The organism is Dendronalium sp. ChiSLP03b (assembly GCF_034531165.2).
GTDB lineage: Bacteria > Cyanobacteriota > Cyanobacteriia > Cyanobacteriales > Nostocaceae > Dendronalium > Dendronalium minutum.
This window is the reverse complement of sequence record NZ_JAVRBR020000119.1, coordinates 36,931-56,457: the sequence shown is the minus strand read 5'-3', so window position 1 is coordinate 56,457 and position 19,527 is coordinate 36,931. Positions and strand designations below refer to the sequence as shown.

The following is a 19,527-nucleotide window of genomic DNA, read 5'->3' as shown; positions in this document are numbered from 1 at the left end:
TCGTTCCTGAGATTTGTCAATTAACCAGGATGATTAGCCTCAACAGGAGTGGTTAGGCTTGTACTCCAGCTATAACCTCACTGCTTAGACATTTTAGTTGCTTCGCATTAACTTTCGACAAATCCCCAAGGGATATTTATGGCTGACTTAGAAACGCTTATTAATGAATTGCCAAAACTTTTTCATCGCCTTAACTTAACTATTGGCAATTCTCATGAAATCATGCAACAAATTATTGTCATAAATAATGTTCAAGAGCAGCTACGGAACATTCAAAAATTAATTACTCAAGAACTTAGATTTGCCCAAGTTAAGCATAAGTCAGTTAGTACGCTTCTTCGTCTTGGTACAGTAGCAAGTCTATTAAAATCTAGTGCTTATTTATTAGATACAGCTATTAATAACAGAGTAATATTTATTGCAGAAAAATTTGGTAATCCAGAAACAGAAATAACATTAACAGATTTACAAATAAAGATTGAGTGCTGGATGGAATGGGGTGATTTGCTTCAGGCTATGGCCGCAGATATTTTAAGTGACTCTCAGTTGGTAAAACAACTTAATTCTGATATTAACTATCCTAGCTTGCCAGCTAATTTTCAAGAAATTGAGGAAATTTTAGGAATGAAGTTAGCATTTGGCAATTCTAAAGTTTTACAAAAGCAAGTACCACGAATCAGTAATATTCCAGAAGAAATACTACAAGCACAGCAAAGATTAAATTATATTATTAATACTATTAAGAATAGTCAGAACCTATTAACAATCTTACTAGGAGTCTCATCATTTTGTGGACAATCTGGCTTTACTTTAGAATGGTTAGAGGACGATCACGAGTTAATTATATCTTGTGATGGTAAATTTCAAGAGCTAACAGATATTCTGACTGATTGTGAATTATTTCAAGAAAAAGTTGACTCTTTATTATTACAGGCTAATACTTTAAAAGAAAAAGCAGAACAATGCATAATCAATCTTGAACAGGAACGTAATAAAAAACAAGATAATAAAAATAAAACAGGAGTAGTACCACATGTTTTAGGGGAGAAACCACCCAAATTATTCAAGTTAGGACGTTTAACTTTAGTTATAGTTTCCAGTTTAGCGGTATTAGGTTTTGGTGGTTGGATTGGTAAGGATAAAATTACACATATTCAGCAAAATAGCCTAAGTTTAAATCAAGAAGAAAATGCAGTTGCTAATTTTAAATCTGCTCTCAAGCTTGGTATGGAAGCTTCTGATTTAGTACAAAAACCACCCCATCCTTTAATAGTCTGGCAACAGGCAGAGACTAAATGGCAACAAGCAATAAAGTTATTAGCAACTATTCCTAAAGGGACATCTGTTTTTGAACAGGCACAGAAGAAATTAGCTCGTTATCGTCTTAATTATACTGCTATCAGCGAAAAAGCCTTAAATGAAAAGCAAGCAGTGGCAAACTGGCAGTTAGCCCAAAAACTAGCAACAGAAGCTACTTTTTTTGTACAGAATTCACCTCGTTCAGTACTGGTTTGGCAACAAGCAAGAGACAAATGGCAGCAGGCAATCGATTTGTTAGAAACTATTCCAGAAAATACGTTTATCTCTAAGCAGGCTAAAGAGACGCTTCCTAGTTATAAAACTAACTATGCAGCTATGAGTGCAATAATAAAAGATTAAAAATCGCAAGATATTGTACTGATGATATTCGTTAAAAAAACAGAGAAATAGAAATAGTCAATTTAATTTTTTTATCTTCGCACTACCTATGCAAAAGGTCTAATTTCTTTGATTAAAACCGATAGTTTTTATCCTCAAAAGTGGAAGGATATTAATTGTATAGCGACAAAATATACTTGTTGTTCTTGTTCAAAGCTTAAAAGAATACCGTTTTAATAACCTTGTCCAGTAATATTTAAATATATATGTGCAGTTATGGTAAATAATTTACTTGAAATGGCTAAGCAAGGCAATGCAGATGCGATCGCAAGCCTAATGAATCGTCAACTACAGTCCAAAGGTATAACTGCTAAGGTTACTTTACAAGATAGTTGCATATATGTGTTATTGGAATCAGCAACAATCCCTGACCAAAGAGCAATAGCTCCGTTTGTTGTACAAGGAATGACAAAGCTAGCAATAGAAGTAGCAGATTCGCTTCAAGTTTATGGTAAGCAAATAGGTGAAAAACGCCCTAGTTGGAGTCAAGCTTACTCGTTAAGTAAAGGAGAAAATTTATTAGCAGATAATTTGGCAAATAATACTCAAGACATAAGGACTGAGGACAATTTACCAGGGCAAGCAAATGGTCTTGAAGAAGTTGATCTTACTAGCGGTTTAGATGCCATTGCAAGTCATCTTAATCGTGTTCTAGCAAATGAAAAAGTGAATTTCAAAGTAATTTCAGAAGATAAATTGCTTAAAATCATTGCAAAAACAGATCAATTTTTAGATGGAGCTGTTTTTGCAGAAAATATTTATAAAGAGTTGAAAAACTTAGATTTAAGTGAGTTTGAAACTGTAGGAATTTATAAGGAAAAACTGAAGAGTGGACAATGTTTTCAACTTAAATCGTTCTTATTAACTAGTTCAGAATTGGAAACTTCGGAACCAAAAAGTTCAAAACTAGCAATGAATAGTACACAAGGAGTAATTAGCAAATCGCCGAAAACCAATCAACTTAAACCGCAGATCCAAAAAAGTAATAAACCAAAAATTAAAATTGGTCGTGTTTTTGGTGTCGTAGTAATTCTGATAATGGCAGGATTTATAATTATCGGCCTCGTGAGGCGACTATTGATACTTGTGTTCTTATCTCCTGCCTTAGGTAGCTTTAGTGTAATACTAGGTATGTTTTTCCTATGGCGAAGTTACTCCTTTTTGATGCCTCTTTTTCAAAAGTTACTTAGTTTACTCACAGAAGAATAACCCTCTTGCAAGACAAAAAATATTCATGCAAAAGAGGCAAATCGTCCTCTTTGACGCTTTGCCTCCTTTAATAACAGATAATCACAACTAGTAATTACACTTTAGAGCGATCGGTCAAAATTTCATATCCAGTTTCTGTTACTAAAACTGTATGCTCAAACTGCGCCGATAGAGAATTATCTACAGTAACCGCTGTCCAACGGTCAGATAATGTCCGTGTGTGTCTCGAACCTGCATTCAAAATTGGTTCGATTGCTAATGTCATCCCCGCACGGAGTTTAACATTAGGCATTTCCCTAGTCCGGAAGTTAAATACTGAGGGTTCTTCATGCAGGTTACGACCAACACCATGTCCGGTGAATTCTTCCACTACACTGAAACCATTGGCTTTGACATGGTCTTCTATTGCCCCAGCCAAATCAAGTAAGTATACTCCTGCTTTGACTTGTTCGATGCCTTTGTAGAGAGCTTCTTCTGCTACGCGGATTAGTTTAGCAGCATCTGGAGTGACTTCACCCACTGCGATCGTAATGCAAGAATCACCATGAAAGCCTTGGTAATAAGCACCTGTATCTACTTTTAATACATCTCCAGTACGAATCACTTTCTTAGGACTTGGGATGCCATGGACAACTTCATTGTTAATACTGGAGCATATAGAACCAGTAAAACCATGATATCCCTTAAAGCTAGGCGTTGCACCCATTTCTCGAATGCGTTTTTCTGCGTAAGCATCCAAGTCAGCCGTGGTCATTCCTGGCTTTACCAACTCAGAAATTTCTTTGAGTACGGTTGCCACAATTTTTGCTGATTGCCGCATAATTTCAATTTCTCGCGGCGATTTGATTTCAATACCTCGGCGTTGTTTTTGTGGAGGTGTGGGCTTAGCTGTTTGAGAAAGCAAGTTACTGAAAATGTTCATGGGAAATTAATAATTACTGGCTCTTTGCTGCTATCGTGACAGTGTTTTTTCTAGGTTAGTTGAAAAAAATATCTATATTTAAAGTTAACTTATTTTTCGCTCCGCGCTCTGCTACCTAGCTCAAGTGTATTGAAATGTCATGCTAGAAGCGATGGCTGCGCCAACGTCTGCGACGAATGCAGTATCATTGCAATTGAATTTTTAATTGCTGACTACAATCTCTCCAGTCATACCAGCTTCTGTATGTCCTGGTATCGGACAACGTAAGCTATATTTTCCTGATTTCAGGGGTACAAATACCCATTCTGCCTCAGCACCAGGCTTAAGTTCCAGTTCGTGGATAGCTCCTTTAATTTCTACTTTGCCTGCTTCGACTTTTTGTGTCCAGATGCCATCTGCAAAATCTTTGGCAGTAAAGTAGTGTTTCAGTTGGCTAGGATTGGTCAGCCGGAGTTGATAGCGTTTGCCAGCCACCAATTCCAAGTGATTTGGTTCAAACTTGAGTTCGTTCGCTGAATTACTTAGACTAACTGTTATTTCTGTTGCAGGTTGCTTAAGCAACCCCCCAGATAAGTTTGCTGCCATGGCAGGAGTAGTACTGATAAAAGCCATATACAGCAACAAATACAATATCAAATAGATATGCCTTAGTGGTTGCAACCAATCAAGAAAAAATTGGTATAAATAGTTATTAATTGTTTTAACTAACCAGGTCATTACTATCACTAGTCCTACAAGAGTAAGAGTAAGGGTATGAGGGAAAATTTCTACCTACCCTATACACCCCTAATTATCCATTATCCAGTTCCATTCACTATGGGAAAGTAAAAAGTAAGAAAGCCTGGGTGTAAACAGTTGTATAACTTCCTACACACGGGCTTTTCGGCAGCTAATGTTGTTTAATTTCCTAGCGCGGTCGTACTTAAGTAGGTTGAGGCAAATAAAATAAACCTAACTATGTAACAAAATATAAAGTCGTTATAACCCTTGTGATTGCTACCCTGCGGGAAGCCATGATTTAGCAACGCCTATTTTTGGGTTAGGTGCTTTACCCACCCCAATGCAAACTAGTGAATTAAATTTTATCTTAACGTAGAAAAATACTTAGTAGTTCTACAGAAATTATCTAAAATTACAGCTACAAATTATTCTCTTCTCTTGCTTGCCTCAACTCGGCACTTTTGGGTTGTTCGAGTACTATAGATAGAGCGAATACGGGCTTTGACCAACCCATGACAACGGACACAGACTGCTATTTGATACCAATTTGAAAATAAAATACGACAGATGGATTTTTCAAAGCAAAGTTACAGTAAGTTTTTCAAAATCCAAGTTGCGCTGGAATAGTACCAAAGGTACGACCCAAAATCACTTCACTTGCTACCCTGCGAGGAAGCAAGCTACGCGTACCTGCGACCTCAGGAGAAGGCTAGCCGCCCAACGGACTGCCTCACCACGGTGCTGGCTCCGCAACGCGGTGACTCCAAAATCCAAAATGATATGAGGTAATCATACAAGCTGAATTTCTTGTTTGTGCAATAAGAAACTGCCCGTCACTACTTTTAAATAATCGGTGTTGAATTCACCAACAGCTGGACTATAGTTGTGTTCTACCTGGGATGAGGTTGTCAGAGAGAATCTGACCTATTAATCTTCTTTCCTACCAAAAACCATTTGTAAAATCATTGGAATACCGCCGCTTTGGTGATATCTATCTGCCCAAGCGCGGATAATTTCATCCAATTCTTCCATAGCTCGATCCCATTTCTCTGGTGGGATATCTAATTCTTCTAAGGCTCGCATGGCATTTGGTCGCCGTTCTGCCCAATCTTTCATCATCCGGAAATACCGAGCAGTATCTTCCACCATAATGTAGGTACGCTCTTGGTCGTCTGCTGGCGCATAAAAAGGACGAGTCAGAGCATAGAAAGGCATTCCCCAAGGAGAATCAATTCGAGTGACTGTGCCTGAGTAGAGGAGACGGCGCTTGATGTGTTCTGCTAAGGCTTCGCTCAGAATCATTTGATGCTCAATTGGTAAGGCCTCTTGCGAGCGCTTGTGCAGAAACTCAATCAACTCCATAAAATCAAAGGAGGTGACTAACTGAGCATCAGGCAAATTACTGGGTAATTTTTGCTCAATTTGTCTTTTTTCTTCACTGGTGAGACTTGTGCCAGGAACGCGCGATCGCCCTGGTTGCCAAGGAAATTTTTCCATCCAGACATAAGGCAACTGAATCAAATACCGAGGTTCTTGAGAACCTAGCATCTTCAAAAGCTTTCCCTCTGTTAGTGCTTGTCTGACTTCCTCAACGATGATTTTTACCCGTTTTGGTTCTAGGTGGTGCAAATGCCCCGTCATCCTGAGGTTTTGTCCCTGCTCTAGATAGGTCATGTAAATTGCACACTTAGCTGCCGTTGCTGCTGCATCTAAAAATGCCCCATGCCTGTGCCCACTTGTTCGCATGGCACTAAAAGCCAGATAAAGCATAATCTGATCCATCGCACTGGGGCCGAGTTGTTTGATCAGATCTACGTCATTACTCATATTACAAATAGTTGAATAGCAAGTTTACACGATTATTAGTCAAAGGAAAGTAAGTAGTATACACCCGAACGGACGTGATTTTTTAACTCCAGACTGTCTATTACGGGTTATTCTGAAAATGGTTATTAGCTTGAACCGCTCACCTCCGTGTTTTATGGCATGCAGCCATAAGTAGTGTTGTTGTAAATGCCTTGTATCTCGGAAAATCACGAAAGAACATTCAACTTCCCTCAATGGTGGCTTCGTAAATCACAAGCAAACTTTGTGCTTCTTACTAGTACTCTACAAAGACTTCTTGTGATATCCGGGTTTTCCCCACCCTTAATAAGCAACAACTAGAAAACTATTGTAGCTACGTACCCATATCGCGGAGATATCATTGCAACTGTAAACAGATTCCCACAGATTGGAAACTATTTAAGAGGAAGTCTCCTCCTGACTTTCGTAATACCGATGAGATTCGATGGTTCATTTTCAACCGCTATACTGCTGACAACTAACGGTAATTTCTCGGCAGTATAGGTAATTTGCTGTAGTGGCAACCAATCATAGACCCAAACAAGGCAAATAATTTCAATTTCAGAATACCTTTTATCTTTTTATAGTATGATATTCCATTTTGACTGCATTTTTATCAATTTTGGATGAAGTAATGTATTTTTAATTTTGCTGTAACTATTATTTAAATACTTAATATACAATCAAGTATTATGGTTTGCTGATATTTCCACAGATATTGAACAACAAAATTCCCGACTTCTCTATTAAGTCAGGAATTTGAGCTTTTCGATTTGTACTATGAACTTTGTTCGTGGTGACTGTCATGTAGCTGAAATTAACTATTAATACCAAATTTTGATTAAGTAGTATTGTTTGAGATTGCTATAACAAGCTTTTGGTAAAGATTTTAAGTCCAAAATCTTAAATTCAAAATTGGTATTAGTCCTCCTACTTCATTGCTTATACAGAGACGTACAATTGCTCAATCGCTGCAATTATACGACCAGCCAGACAGTCATATCATGTCCGCTTAAAGACTTATCATTTGGGCTGACGCGGGAACGCGAGGATGCGGGAAGATTTAAATGATAAGGATTATTCAAACTCCTAATGAACCTTGGTTAATTACTGCCTTAATGGAGCGATCGCCACGTACTAGGCTTGATATTAACATGTGCTGTTGCTAGCAATAAATTCAAAAATTCTTTCTTCTGTAACGCAGTACACAGAAATATTTTCAAGATAGTCATCTATGTGTACCAAATGCACAAATAAATTATGAAAATACAGCTTTACTTACACCCCCTTTTCAAGACAAATCTCCACGAACAAAGAATGAAAATCCCTTTTCCTATTCTCCATCACCTGTCACCTGTTCTCTACTAGATGATTTCACCTGACTTCGCATTTTTTCAAAGCTAAAAGCTGCTGCCCCAAAAGTGACAAACAACACTCCCAAAATCTGGACAATTTCCAGAGTCTCTTGAATCATCAGACCAGCAAAAATCACGGTTAAAATTGGTACGCCTGCACCGATTATCGCTGCTCGTGGTGCGCCTAGTCTGTGAATTCCCACATGATTAAATACATAGCCTGAAAGGGTCAGTACACCCAAAATAGAAGCACTTAAAACAATTTCTAGCAACTTAGATTGATCGACTACAAGGCTCCAACTTTCTGGCAAAGGCAACATTAAACCGATAAAGCTCAACACAAGCATGGTAGAGAAGTTAATAAGAGTAAAAGACACGGGATGCACTTTCGTGGCACATATCCGCGTCAGAATCACGTAGCAGGCGAAAGCCACTCCACCAAATATGGCTGTACTGCCTGCTAGGGGAATATTATCTATACCTGTGTTTAAAGAACCTCCTAAAACCAGCAACTCACCACAGAAAATAGAGCCGATCGCAGCAGCGCGCAATGAACTGGGGCGATCGCGGAACAGTAGCCACGACAGCAGTCCACTAAAGAGCGGATAGACAAAGAACAAAGCGATCGCCATCCCAGTGGCGATTTGACCAATGGCAAGGTAAATCAACACTTGCGATAAAAACAAAAAGCAGCCACTGGCGATTGATAACTGCAACACTCTTTGCGGTATTTTGGGACTACCAGGGATAGAATTGCTACGCAACGATCCCATCAAGTTTTGCAAGTCTTGCCACACCTGGGGATACATAATGGGAGCCAGCAATATCATTAGTGGTACAACCACCATTAAACGTAGTGTCAAAATTAGGAAAATATTACCCAAAGTCGGCGATATTAAGCCTTCAACCTCTAAAACACCGAGACTGTCGATGGCTTTAAAGAACATCTGCTTGATAGCTACGTTATAAAGCGATGACACCACTGCCGATAACACAACCAGCAAGAAACCGATCTGGATTGGTGACAAACCAGAGGAACGGCGCGATCGCGGTGGTGGAGATGTCGATCCCTGCCTTTGTGCTGGTGCAGCAGGTGGGGATTTAGTCCTGCTTTTGGGCAAGTTCCTACTGATTACAGAAATCGGTTCTCTAGAGTTTCTCCTGGTCGGTGGGGATTTCGTTTCCTCCTTGGGAGTAACAGAAATTGACCCGATAACTTTTTCCTGAACTGGCTCTGATGTAATTTCGATCTCAGACAAGTCTTTGGAAATAACAGAAATCTGCTCTGAGGTATTTTCCTTGGCTGGCGGTAGTTCAGTTGCAGGCGATACTAATGGAGGAGCTGAGAATTCGGTGACATTTTCGGACAAATCCTGGGAAATTTCAGAAATCGGTTTGTCAGCATTCCTCGTTACCTCTCCTAATAACGGAAATGTATTTGGGTAACTGTCCGGCTGTTGCTCAGGTGGTTGTAATACTGTCGGCGGTGGTGTTTGAGCGTTCTGTATAACTGCCGATAAGGATTCTGAGGAACTATCCGGCTGTTGCTCAGGTGGTTGCAACACTGTCGCCGGTGCTGATGCTTTTGGACTTTTAGTTACTTCTGCTAACAGTGGATATGTGTTTGGGGGACTTTCTGGCTGTGGCTCAGGAGGTTGCAGTACTGTTGGCGGTGATACTTGTACTGCTGCTTGCGAAGTTTCTTTGATTGTTTTTGCTAGTGAGCTTTGCAGGTGATTAGTTAACTCTTCTAAAATCGCTTCTCCCTGCTGCTGTTGGCTGTACATCCGAGATAACTGTTGAGAAATATCGCTTTGATAATTCTTCAGTTCTTGTTGCAAGGAGTTAAAAGCGATCGTCAGGGTATCATCCAGAGTGCCGAGTAGTCGTTCGGTATTTTCATTGTTCTTTTCTGTGAAATCGCTGCCACTTTCAGCAGACTTCAGCCCAGCTCGTTCGCGGAACTCGCTCTCAATTACTTGGTTAGCTATGGTTCTCAGTGATGATTGCAGTTGCGAAGATATGTGTTTCGCCAAAGCTTCTGCCAACTGACGGATTAACACTTGCTGCTCAGTAATTTGCCGCACGTGTTGCAGGTGTTCTTTTTCTTCTACTAGCTGTTGAATTTCATTCGATAAACGGTCTTTTTCCGTCTGAAGCCGTTTAATTTCTTCCTGCAACGATTTGAGTACATTTTGCTGGAGATGTTCCAAATCCTCCACAATAGCCCACAGAGCTGTCTCTGCCGATCTGGATAGCTCACCTCTGACTCGCGGGTTGTCTGGTCGCTTCTCGAATCGCCCCATTAGCTTTTAACCTCTAACATATTGACGATAAAGCTGCTTCCCGTACACTTGCTTGGCACTCATACTAAGTTTCCTGTATTTTGTCAGATAAACTAATAGTTTTCACAGAATCTACGCATATCAACGTAATTCTGTCATGCTAAACCAAGGTTGGCAAAGTATATAATTTATGATTTTCACAGCCTACTATACTGTGTTCCGTTCAACATCACAGACCAGTATGCCATCGGTCTTATTTTAATCTTCTGTCCTCAAGTGAGATTTTCCTGGAATAAAATGTCTCACCTAATATAAATACTTATTATTTTGGTAGCAATACTAATTTCCCAAGACTTGTAAATGCAGGCATTGCCCCAACAGAATTGTCAAAGTTGTTAAGTATATATATATTTATGCAAAATGTGACTTGTGAGACAGTTTATATCTCTAGTAGGGATTTATAGCAACCGATTGCCGAAATGAGAACTATTACTATTCCCTGCACAACATTTTAGTGAATTAACAGCCATTCTATCCTGGAAATGAGTGTAGGGGTGTAAGGGTGTGGGGTGTAAGGGAAAGACATTTCATCTTTTCGTTTTGTGATGGCGTTGCATGGAGGGCTAACTTAAAAATACTTAGTGACAGGCAGCTTACTTAAGTTGGGGAATCCCCGTTAAGCAAGGTGTCCGTCACACCAAGACAAAAAGGGTGTGCGTACTTCATGTCAGCTACTCAAGTTAATTTAAAGGAAGAAAATGCGGGCAATGCTAAAGATGGCAGCGCTGAGAACTGCACTCAAAGGAACTGTGATTAGCCATGCGGCAGCAATATTTTGTAAAGTTTGAAATTTAATTGAATTGATATTTTGCACCAATCCGATACCAACTACACCACCAACGAGAGCGTGGGAAGTAGAAACAGGTAAGCCTAACCGGGAGGCGAGGAGGATAGTAGTAGCAGTTGCAAGTTCGGCACAAAAGCCACTACTAGGTTGCAAAGCAATGATGTTTTCGCCAATGGTAGCAATGACTTTTTTCCCCCAGATGGCTAAACCAGCAACAATGCCAGCACCTCCAAGCATTAAAATCCACAAGGGGGTATTGATGCCATCTATGGGGACGCTGCCAGTGCGATTGATATAAGCGATCGCAGCTAGGGGAGCGATCGCATTCCCAACATCATTAGAACCATGAGCAAAGGCCACAAAGCAAGCACTCAAAACTTGAAAGCGACCAAATAAGCGTTCAACCGGGGACTGGGGACTGGGGATTGAAGTATTAATATTTTCTCCCCCTACTCCCCTGCTCCCCTGCTCCTCTGTCCCCTCATCGTCCAGTTGTCGCCAACTAATAATGGTGAGTCCAACAGCTGCTGCTACACCTGTTAACAAGGAGATGTCGTGAGGAGGTATATTTAAACGAATTTGCTCTCGTAAAAAATTGGTGAGTGGTTGAGTGAGCGAGGGTAATACAATCACGCCAAATACCCCTAGCAGAACTGCGCTTAACCAGGGAATCCACTCCCGTAACTGTACTATTTGATTGGGTTGATTCAAAATCCAGTGTTTGATTTGACTATAGAACAATGCGGCAATCGCACCACTGATAATCGGTGTTAAAATCCAGCCGATGGTAATTGAGCCAATTGATGACCAATCAATTGCACCTACTCCCAAAGCTACCCAACTAAATCCTGCGATCGCACCTACAACGGCATGGGAAGAAGATACAGGTAAACCTCGTGATGTAGCAATTTGCAGCCATATGCCACACGACAGCAATACTGTCACCATCCCAATCACTAATAATTGGGGCGTGGCGGCGAATAAGGCAGGATTAGCAACTTTAGTCGCTAAGGTTTCCGTTACCTCTTGCCCAAACAATACAGCACCCGTAAACTCTAATATCCCGGCAATGATTATTGCCTGTCTCAGAGTAATAGCTTTGGAACCTACAGAGGTTCCCATCGCATTAGCAACGTCGTTAGCTCCGAGATTCCAAGCGACGTAAAAGGCCAGTAAAGCCACTATAAGTAATGTAATGGTCATTTCAATATTTGGGGAGAGGGGGGAGACCCGGATGAGGGGAGGGGGAGTAGAAGAAGCAGAGGGAGCAGGGGGAGCAGGGGGAGAAATTAATACTTCAATCCCCAGTCCCCTCATTGGGGATAAATCAAAATCTTGTAGGTTTCCGGAGTGGGATCGATCGCCTGTTCTACGGCTTTTGATAAATTTTGCAATGGATAGCGATCGCTAATCAATGCTTGGACATCTATGCGCCGATTAAATACGATATCAGCCGATAAACTCTGAAGGCGGTAGGATGAACTGTAACTGCCCATCAAGTCGATTTCGCGGCGATAGAGAATATTGGGATTGATGGAAATTTCTAATTCATCGGGGAATTCCGCGAAAAACAAGATTTTGCCGCCCTTGCGAGTACAGTCAAGGGCTTGAGCGAAAGCTTTCTCGCTAGGGACAGCCAGCAGGGTGACATCAACACCCATGCCGTTGGTGAGAGCATGAATTTTTGCAGGCAAATCGCGATCGCGAGCGTCGAAAGCTGTCTGTGCACCGACATTTAAAGCTTTTTCAATTCTAGAGGGCAGTAAGTCGGTGGCGATCGCTTTCGCTCCGAAATACTTCACTAACATCACAAACATTAATCCAATTGGCCCGGCTCCCGTTACTAAAACAGTTTGTCCAGGGGCAATTTGAGCTTTTTTCACCGCTTTGAGACAGCAGTTAGTCGGTTCTACAAAACTCGCCTCTTCAAAACTAATATTATCGGGTATGGGAATTAACCCACCATTCTGCACGATATGTCCTGGAACCTTGACATATTCTGCAAAACCGCCACCGCTGGCGTTAAATCCAGCTGTCGTGGAAATGTTTTTGTAGACATCGCACATCGAAAAATTGTCATTTAGGCAGTAAGCACAACGCATACAAGGAATGTGGTGCATCACCGCTACTCGTTGTCCTACTTGCCAAGCTTTGACCTCAGAACCTACTGCTGCGATCGTTCCAGCAGTTTCATGTCCAAATATACGCGGTGGTTCATACAGTGGATAACGAATTTTTTTTATATCTGACTGACACAATCCTACTACCCGCACCTGTACCAGCACTTCATCCGGTTCCAGAGTCGGTACTGGGATCTCTTCGTAGGAAAGTTGATTTACGCCTCTAAATACCTGTGCTTTCACGTTGATTTTTTACCGCTCAACGATATTAGATGTAACATTAGCGGTCAACGTTCAGCTATAAACTTTGAGATTTTTGTGTCTTAGCTTTTGCTAGTTCTTGCTCTATGTTCTATATTCATGCGATAAAACCTTTCTGGTAAATCCAGACTTGGCATTTCTTAGAGTGAGGTTAGAATACTAGGCATTCTTCAGGTAAGTGTGTCTTTTATGCTAGGTCAGGTACTAGACGGACGTTATAAAGTCATTCGAGTTTTGGGTGCTGGTGGTTTTGGTCAAACTTATATTGGGGAAGACACAAAACTTTACAACAGTCTTTGTGTAGTTAAGCAACTCAAACCGATGGCAACTGACCCCATGACTTTGCAGATTGCCAGACGATTATTTGAATCAGAAGCACAATTGCTGCATAAATTAGGAACTCACGACCAAATTCCCCAATTACTGGCTCACTTTGAAGAAAATCACGAATTCTTTTTAGTCCAACAATTTATTGATGGTCATCCTATCAGCGATGAACTCATACCTGGCAAGCCATTGAGTGAGGCTTATACTATTTCACTGTTGCAGGATATTCTGCAACCATTAGCTTTTGTTCATCAAAATAATGTCATTCACCGAGATATTAAACCTCCTAATTTAATTCGTCGCAACAGCGATCGCAAAGTTGTGCTGATAGATTTTGGAGCGGTGAAGGAGATTAGTACTCAGATGGTGAATGGTGAAGGTGTAACTAAAATGACTGTGGGTATTGGTACTGCTGGCTATATGCCTAGCGAACAGAGTCGCGGTAGCCCCAGATTAAGTAGTGATGTTTATGCTGTGGGTATGATTGGCATTCAAGCCTTGACAGGGTTAATGCCTCATCAGTTGCAAGAAGATGTGCAGACAGCTGAAATTATTTGGCGTAACTCGGTACAGGTGAGTCAGATGTTAGCAGATATCTTAGATCGGATGATACGCTACGACTTCCGTCAACGCTATCAATCAGCAACAGAAGCTTTAGCTGGGTTGCAGCAGTTGGGTGCTTACATGCCAACACAAACATCCACTTCCCCAGGATACGCAGCAACACTACCATATACACATCCTGGCGATACATCACAACCGCAGCCAATTAATTACGAACCCCCACTGTATTCCCCACCTCCAACAGTTCCAGCCCAGTATCGTCAAGAGATTCCACAGCAGCCTCAGCCTTTTCAGACATTAGCCAGCAAGGCACAAGTAGGAGTGGGCTTTTATATTCAATGGGTATTAGTGAATATTGTAGGTTTATTTGGGGGCGGTATTTTGGCAGCGATCGCCCACATGACTGTACAGCCACTTGGCAGTATTCCGCGTCGATTGGCAGTTGCTATTACAGTAGGTCTGACATTAGGGTTTATGCAATTGTTGGTGCTACGACGGCAAGTTTCCGTGTCTGACAAGTTGTGGATATCAGGAACTACCCTCGGTTTTTGCATTGCCATTCTGTTATGCGGTCCTAACCCTTATAATTCCATGTTTCTGATTGGCCCTGTAATTGGGATCTTTCAATGGTTGATTTTGCGGCAAGTGGTTGAGCAGTCTGGTTGGTGGATTTTTGTCAATGCTTTGGGCGGTTGGGTTGGCGGAATTCTTTCGGGTGCAGTGCTAGTTTTGCTATTAAGAAATCCAAAAAACATTGTGTAATTTGTAATTCATAATTAAAATTTACCAAGTTTTTATATATTCAGTAGATTCACATAACCAAGACTAACAAAATGATTGCTATTCTAAAATCAAAATTTGAATATTTACCAAAAAAATTGTAAATATGCGCTTAAAAATTTTATTAGGCAAGGGATACTTAGTTTTTTGCCAATTACTTATTTGGGGCTATATTACTAGTGCTTTGCTAACTTTTGTTTTGAAAATAGCACCATTAGCTAATGTTATAGGTTTTGTATCATTAATTTATTATAGTGCTACTATATATCCTTCAATATTCAAAATAGTTTTCCCTCATTTTCATAAACATACATTCATAAAAGCGTTATCTAAAAATCGTCGTTATTTTGGTATTGCCGCTTTTTGTTTTGCAGTTCATCATAGTATTATTGTAATTTTCAAGAAAAATTTAAACTTATTAAATATTAGTACTTGCATACATACATTTACAGGTCTGTCAATACTATTAATTTTTACCTTATTAGCAGTTACATCTAACGATCTCAGTATTAAATTACTGAAGAATAATTGGAAAAAACTACATAGTTTAACATATTTAGTAATTTTTATATTACCTTTGCATATATTATTAAAAATGTATGGCAGTTGGACTTACATCACTCCTATGGCTATGATAATTGTATTAGTTAGTTTTTTGATATTTTCCCAAAAACTTACAATACAATTCATTCAATCCCTTAATAAACAATTGATTAATCTGTATATCAAAAGATGAAAAATTTAACTATTAAAGAGTTGGCGATCGCTAAAATCTCCCACTTCTCTTTTTTGGATAAAACAGATATATATTTTCATTTAAGGGAATGACAGTCAAAAGTCAACTTTTCGGAATTTATGATTAATCCAACATATACAGCTGATGTCTTAATTGTTGGCGGGGGAACCGGAGGCTCTGCTGCTGCTATCCAAGCGGCACGACGGGGAGCTAAAACTATCCTAGTGAGTGAATTTCCTTGGTTGGGGGGAATGCTAACTTCGGCTGGAGTGTCTGCACCTGATGGTAATGAACTAGCTGCTTTTCAAACGGGGTTATGGGGTGCGTTTTTACAAGAATTACGACAGCGACAGCTAGGAGGCTTAGATAACAGTTGGGTGAGCTTTTTTAGTTACGATCCCCGTCTTGGGGCAGAGATTTTTGCAGATTGGGTACACAATTTGTCTAATCTGCATTGGATTTCAGGACGAGTACCTTTAGAAGTTTTTCAGCGCGAAAATTGTGTAACTGGCGTTCGGTTTGCTGATTTCGTTGCCGAAGCCAAAATTATTATTGATGGCACAGAATTAGGAGATTTATTGGCTCTGGGGGAGATACCTTACCGCTGGGGTTGGGAGTTGCAATCAGAATGGAGAGAACCCAGCGCACCAGTTGCTTTTAATTCCCTCAGCGAGAGATATCCAGTGCAAGCGCCCACATGGGTAGCGATTATACAAGATTTTGGTGAAGCGATCGCCCCAGAAATTTCCCCTGCTCCAAACTACAACCCATCGTTATTTGTCGGTGCTTGGGATGACTATGGTGCAGAGCAATTTTTGAATTATGGACGTTTACCAGAGGGGCTATTTATGATTAACTGGCCCATCTGTGGTAATGACTACGGCGAAGGAGTAGCGCGACTGATAGAGTCAGAAGCATCCAAAGGCGAGTTTATCCAAGAATGTCGCTGGCATAGCCAAAATTTTGTCCATTTTATTCAGAATCAGCTGGGTCGTCGCTATGGTTTGGCAGAAGGAGTTTTTCCCCATGCACCCACTGCTTTTGCACTGCATCCCTACTACCGCGAAAGTCGCCGTTTGGTAGGACTAACTACCGTCCGCGAACAGGATATTTTGCCGATGCCTGAGGGTAGGGTTGCATCAATTTACCCAGATACAATTGCTATTGGTAACTACGCCAACGACCACCATTATCCCGGCTTCACTTTGCCACTGCAACCCAAATCTATCCGCTGGGGTGGACGTTGGACTGGGACTCCCTTCACTATTCCCTATCGTTGCCTGATTCCAGCGGCTACAGATGGTTTATTAGTCTGTGAAAAGAATATTTCTGTCTCCCATATTGCCAACGGCGCGACCAGATTGCAACCTGTAGTGATGGGGATCGGTCAAGCAGCAGGAATGGCAGCGGCTATGTGCGTTGAGTTGGGCATACAGCCCAGGGATTTACCTGTAAGAGGGTTGCAAGAAGCTTTACTGCAAGATTTACAAGCACCTGCCGCAATTATACCTTTATTTAATTCGCTACCCAATCATACTGAATGGCTAAAATGTCAAATTTATTACTTAAATTGCCTGCAAGCCTATCCACCAAGTGGTAATTGTCCCAGTTCGTATTTGGATAAATCCGATCGCTCAAAATGGGAAAGTGAATCTTTCACAGGCATTTTTCACCGTCTGAATCAACAGGATTACAAATTCACGATCGCTACACCAACCGCCTACCAAGGACAAGTTTGGCAGCTTGTGACTTTGCGATCGCATATAGACGAGCAGCTACAAACTATTGTCCACGAACAAGTAATAACTGTTCGGGGTCGTCTAAATCATTCCGGTCATTGGTTATTAGTTGAAAATATAGGAATATCGCCAAAATAATTTATTTCAGTAAAACTGAATACTTTTTTAGAAAATTTTCCGGACACACATAGAGAAATTAAGTAGCAGTAGATAAGACAGTTCCAAAATAGACATCTGCTATGCGTACTTCCCTTTCTCTTTTAGTTTCGAGTCTAGTGTTCGGTTCCTTGACTATTAACTGCTCAATAGTAAATAGCTCATCTTTTATAGTACTTTCTTCTGGTTCCCAACAGTTGGTTTCAGGTAAACCCCAATATAGCGAACCAGAAAGTCCAACACCTTATCGTGGTGGGGGACGCAGAGATTTAATTCAATCCAAGAATATCCGTTCTAATGCTTAACAATCTCAGTATTATACTTTTTGTCTGGTCAGCAATTGTCTCATGATAAGAAAATCCCAAAAAGGTCAAATATTTGACATAACTTATCTAGTAGAGACTTAATATTGACACAAGAAAAACTTCAATTTTCACTGAGTATTTTATCCTTGCATTTGGATATTGAAATCAACTCACTGCCTATATCGACAGCATCACCAAATACTTGTAAAAAATATTACTCTTGCCTCTTTTCCCAGGATGTCGCTACTCAGGCTATCACTTCACATCAAGGGCATCTAATACCAATTCATAATCTAAAGTGCATTAAGAATGCATAAATACTCGTGGTGGCCTTTGACTGTAGACTGTTGACCGCTGATCCTCAACAGTCTACTCGAACCAATGTGCAATTTTTTTGGCGAACAGCTTACCAAATAGGGATTAGTAGTGTTGGCGGATTTCCTTGGAAAAGCCTTGTGTTCAAGACTTTATAATCCAAAATCCAAAATTGGTATAAGCTTTACCTCGCAAGTTTTACACACTTGTTTTCTTGTTGTTGTTCTTTGTACTCTGAATACCGTTGAGGAACATCGGCACAAACTTCTCTATAAAAGCCTGTGGGTCGCGCTGCCAAGCCCTTTGTGCAGCTTGAATTCTAGTAAACTGCAACTCAGGTGCTAGTAAAGTTTGCGGTAAGCGCTCCATTAAGTACTTGGGACGTTCCCAAATTGGCATGGTATTTGCTACTTCCACAAGGCTGGTAATTCGCCGCAGTTCTGCACCTAGAGTAATATCCATTCCCGATTCAAATGCTGCCTGTTCTATTGCGGCATATTTGCGTTTAGCTTGCTCCACCTTTTGCCGATGCTCTGGACTCTTATCTGCTAATTGCGCTAACCAACGGTTACCCCAGCGAACGTGTCCTGCTTCTTCTGGCAGAATTTTTTCGATTGTTTGGCGAATTTTTATATTTTCTTCTGTTTGCGGCGCTTGTTTGAGTGCGTAAATGTGAGCAGAAAAATATTCACAACCCCGTTTTTCGGTGATGTTAATTGCTGCCAAGGTTGCAATTACAGTGTCTTCTGGATTTTCTTTTGGATCGTAGCTATCTATATCTAGTAGCCGTTCAAATTCATCGATATAGGAGGAACCAAGTGGCTTACCGATATCTGCTCCTAATTCCAGCAATAAATCAGTCAGCCACATAGCATGACGAGCTTCATCCGAGATGTGGTGGGATAAATCCCGTATCAGTTCTCGTGGCTGTCCGTTCAATTGTTCAATTACCTCAGTCAGGTCTTTACAACTGCGCTGCTCGCTGTAGCGATAGCGGTTAAGGGTAATCAAATGCAGTTCGCGATCGCTCACCGTCCGCTGTAAAATATCCCTCGCGCTCAAAGCATTCTGAAATTTACGTGGATAAATAACCGCCATAGTTTTTGTTGAGTTTTGTAAATTATGTTATCTAACGCTAACTTTGTTGGCTTTAACTCCTGCACTAGTACAAGAACGCAGAAAGCAGGAGAGGTCAAGAGCGAAAATACTCATCAAATAAGCATTTGACGTATTTTAGGTAGTATCTTTGTTACTGCTGTTGTGTACTAGTGTTACATCCCCAAAAGAGTTCAAGGTAAAAGTTACAACAATCACTCAGATTAGCTACTTGCAAGCATTTAGAT

13 protein-coding genes are annotated in these 19,527 nt (G+C 40.6%); 6 read left to right on the top strand and 7 right to left on the bottom strand.

What is annotated here, in order from left to right:
• The first annotated feature begins 138 nt into the window (after positions 1 to 138).
• The gene (locus tag RMY31_RS26625) at positions 139 to 1,659 is read left to right on the top strand and encodes a hypothetical protein (RefSeq protein ID WP_322659816.1); all 1,521 of its coding nucleotides are present in this window, start codon (positions 139 to 141) and stop codon (positions 1,657 to 1,659) included.
• A gap of 255 nt (positions 1,660 to 1,914) precedes the next feature.
• Positions 1,915 to 2,907: a hypothetical protein gene (locus tag RMY31_RS26620; protein ID WP_322659818.1), complete on the top strand. Its 993-nt coding sequence runs from the start codon at positions 1,915 to 1,917 to the stop codon at positions 2,905 to 2,907.
• 94 nt (positions 2,908 to 3,001) lie between these two features.
• On the opposite strand, the gene map is transcribed toward RMY31_RS26620, so the two are convergent.
• The 6 genes from map to RMY31_RS26590 all read right to left on the bottom strand — a co-directional run bounded on the left by map (position 3,002) and on the right by RMY31_RS26590 (position 13,244).
• Complete coding sequence (map, locus tag RMY31_RS26615) at positions 3,002 to 3,829, bottom strand: type I methionyl aminopeptidase (protein WP_322659820.1); 828 nt, start codon at positions 3,827 to 3,829, stop codon at positions 3,002 to 3,004.
• Between the two features lie 201 nt (positions 3,830 to 4,030).
• Positions 4,031 to 4,546, bottom strand: a complete 516-nt coding sequence (locus RMY31_RS26610) for a cupredoxin domain-containing protein (protein ID WP_322659822.1) — start codon at positions 4,544 to 4,546, stop codon at positions 4,031 to 4,033.
• Between the two features lie 930 nt (positions 4,547 to 5,476).
• Positions 5,477 to 6,376, bottom strand: coding sequence for a heterocyst differentiation master regulator HetR (gene hetR, locus RMY31_RS26605; RefSeq protein ID WP_322659824.1), 900 nt, complete (start codon positions 6,374 to 6,376; stop codon positions 5,477 to 5,479).
• A 1,351-nt stretch (positions 6,377 to 7,727) separates the two neighbouring features.
• Positions 7,728 to 10,055, bottom strand: a complete 2,328-nt coding sequence (locus RMY31_RS26600; protein WP_322659826.1) for an EamA family transporter — start codon at positions 10,053 to 10,055, stop codon at positions 7,728 to 7,730.
• Between the two features lie 724 nt (positions 10,056 to 10,779).
• The gene (locus RMY31_RS26595; RefSeq protein ID WP_322659828.1) at positions 10,780 to 12,084 is read right to left on the bottom strand and encodes an inorganic phosphate transporter; all 1,305 of its coding nucleotides are present in this window, start codon (positions 12,082 to 12,084) and stop codon (positions 10,780 to 10,782) included.
• Positions 12,085 to 12,194: 110 nt separating this feature from the next.
• Positions 12,195 to 13,244, bottom strand: coding sequence for a zinc-dependent dehydrogenase (locus RMY31_RS26590; RefSeq protein ID WP_322659830.1), 1,050 nt, complete (start codon positions 13,242 to 13,244; stop codon positions 12,195 to 12,197).
• Positions 13,245 to 13,451: 207 nt separating this feature from the next.
• On the opposite strand from RMY31_RS26590, the gene RMY31_RS26585 reads away from it, so the two are divergent.
• The 4 genes from RMY31_RS26585 to patX all read left to right on the top strand — a co-directional run bounded on the left by RMY31_RS26585 (position 13,452) and on the right by patX (position 17,869).
• A complete protein-coding gene (locus RMY31_RS26585) occupies positions 13,452 to 14,915 on the top strand; it encodes a protein kinase domain-containing protein (RefSeq protein WP_322659897.1) in 1,464 nt (487 codons plus the stop codon).
• A 124-nt stretch (positions 14,916 to 15,039) separates the two neighbouring features.
• Positions 15,040 to 15,669 carry an iron reductase gene (locus RMY31_RS26580; protein ID WP_409878523.1) on the top strand — a complete coding sequence of 210 codons (630 nt, stop codon included), beginning with the start codon at positions 15,040 to 15,042 and terminating at the stop codon, positions 15,667 to 15,669.
• 119 nt (positions 15,670 to 15,788) lie between these two features.
• A complete protein-coding gene (locus tag RMY31_RS26575; RefSeq protein WP_322659832.1) occupies positions 15,789 to 17,546 on the top strand; it encodes an FAD-dependent oxidoreductase in 1,758 nt (585 codons plus the stop codon).
• A gap of 101 nt (positions 17,547 to 17,647) precedes the next feature.
• The gene (patX, locus tag RMY31_RS26570) at positions 17,648 to 17,869 is read left to right on the top strand and encodes a heterocyst-inhibiting protein PatX (RefSeq protein WP_322659835.1); all 222 of its coding nucleotides are present in this window, start codon (positions 17,648 to 17,650) and stop codon (positions 17,867 to 17,869) included.
• Between the two features lie 513 nt (positions 17,870 to 18,382).
• Here the strand turns inward: patX and RMY31_RS26565 are convergent.
• Positions 18,383 to 19,282, bottom strand: a complete 900-nt coding sequence (locus RMY31_RS26565; protein ID WP_322659836.1) for a ferritin-like domain-containing protein — start codon at positions 19,280 to 19,282, stop codon at positions 18,383 to 18,385.
• Positions 19,283 to 19,527 lie beyond the last annotated feature (245 nt).

Coding starts and splice junctions, on each gene's coding strand:
- RMY31_RS26610 (WP_322659822.1), bottom strand. CDS start 4,546: ATGACCTGGTTAGTTAAAACAATTAATAACTATTTATACCAATTTTTT.
- RMY31_RS26620 (WP_322659818.1), top strand. CDS start 1,915: ATGGTAAATAATTTACTTGAAATGGCTAAGCAAGGCAATGCAGATGCG.
- RMY31_RS26595 (WP_322659828.1), bottom strand. CDS start 12,084: ATGACCATTACATTACTTATAGTGGCTTTACTGGCCTTTTACGTCGCT.
- map (WP_322659820.1), bottom strand. CDS start 3,829: ATGAACATTTTCAGTAACTTGCTTTCTCAAACAGCTAAGCCCACACCT.
- hetR (WP_322659824.1), bottom strand. CDS start 6,376: ATGAGTAATGACGTAGATCTGATCAAACAACTCGGCCCCAGTGCGATG.
- RMY31_RS26600 (WP_322659826.1), bottom strand. CDS start 10,055: ATGGGGCGATTCGAGAAGCGACCAGACAACCCGCGAGTCAGAGGTGAG.
- RMY31_RS26585 (WP_322659897.1), top strand. CDS start 13,452: ATGCTAGGTCAGGTACTAGACGGACGTTATAAAGTCATTCGAGTTTTG.
- RMY31_RS26575 (WP_322659832.1), top strand. CDS start 15,789: ATGATTAATCCAACATATACAGCTGATGTCTTAATTGTTGGCGGGGGA.
- patX (WP_322659835.1), top strand. CDS start 17,648: ATGCGTACTTCCCTTTCTCTTTTAGTTTCGAGTCTAGTGTTCGGTTCC.
- RMY31_RS26625 (WP_322659816.1), top strand. CDS start 139: ATGGCTGACTTAGAAACGCTTATTAATGAATTGCCAAAACTTTTTCAT.
- RMY31_RS26580 (WP_409878523.1), top strand. CDS start 15,040: ATGCGCTTAAAAATTTTATTAGGCAAGGGATACTTAGTTTTTTGCCAA.
- RMY31_RS26565 (WP_322659836.1), bottom strand. CDS start 19,282: ATGGCGGTTATTTATCCACGTAAATTTCAGAATGCTTTGAGCGCGAGG.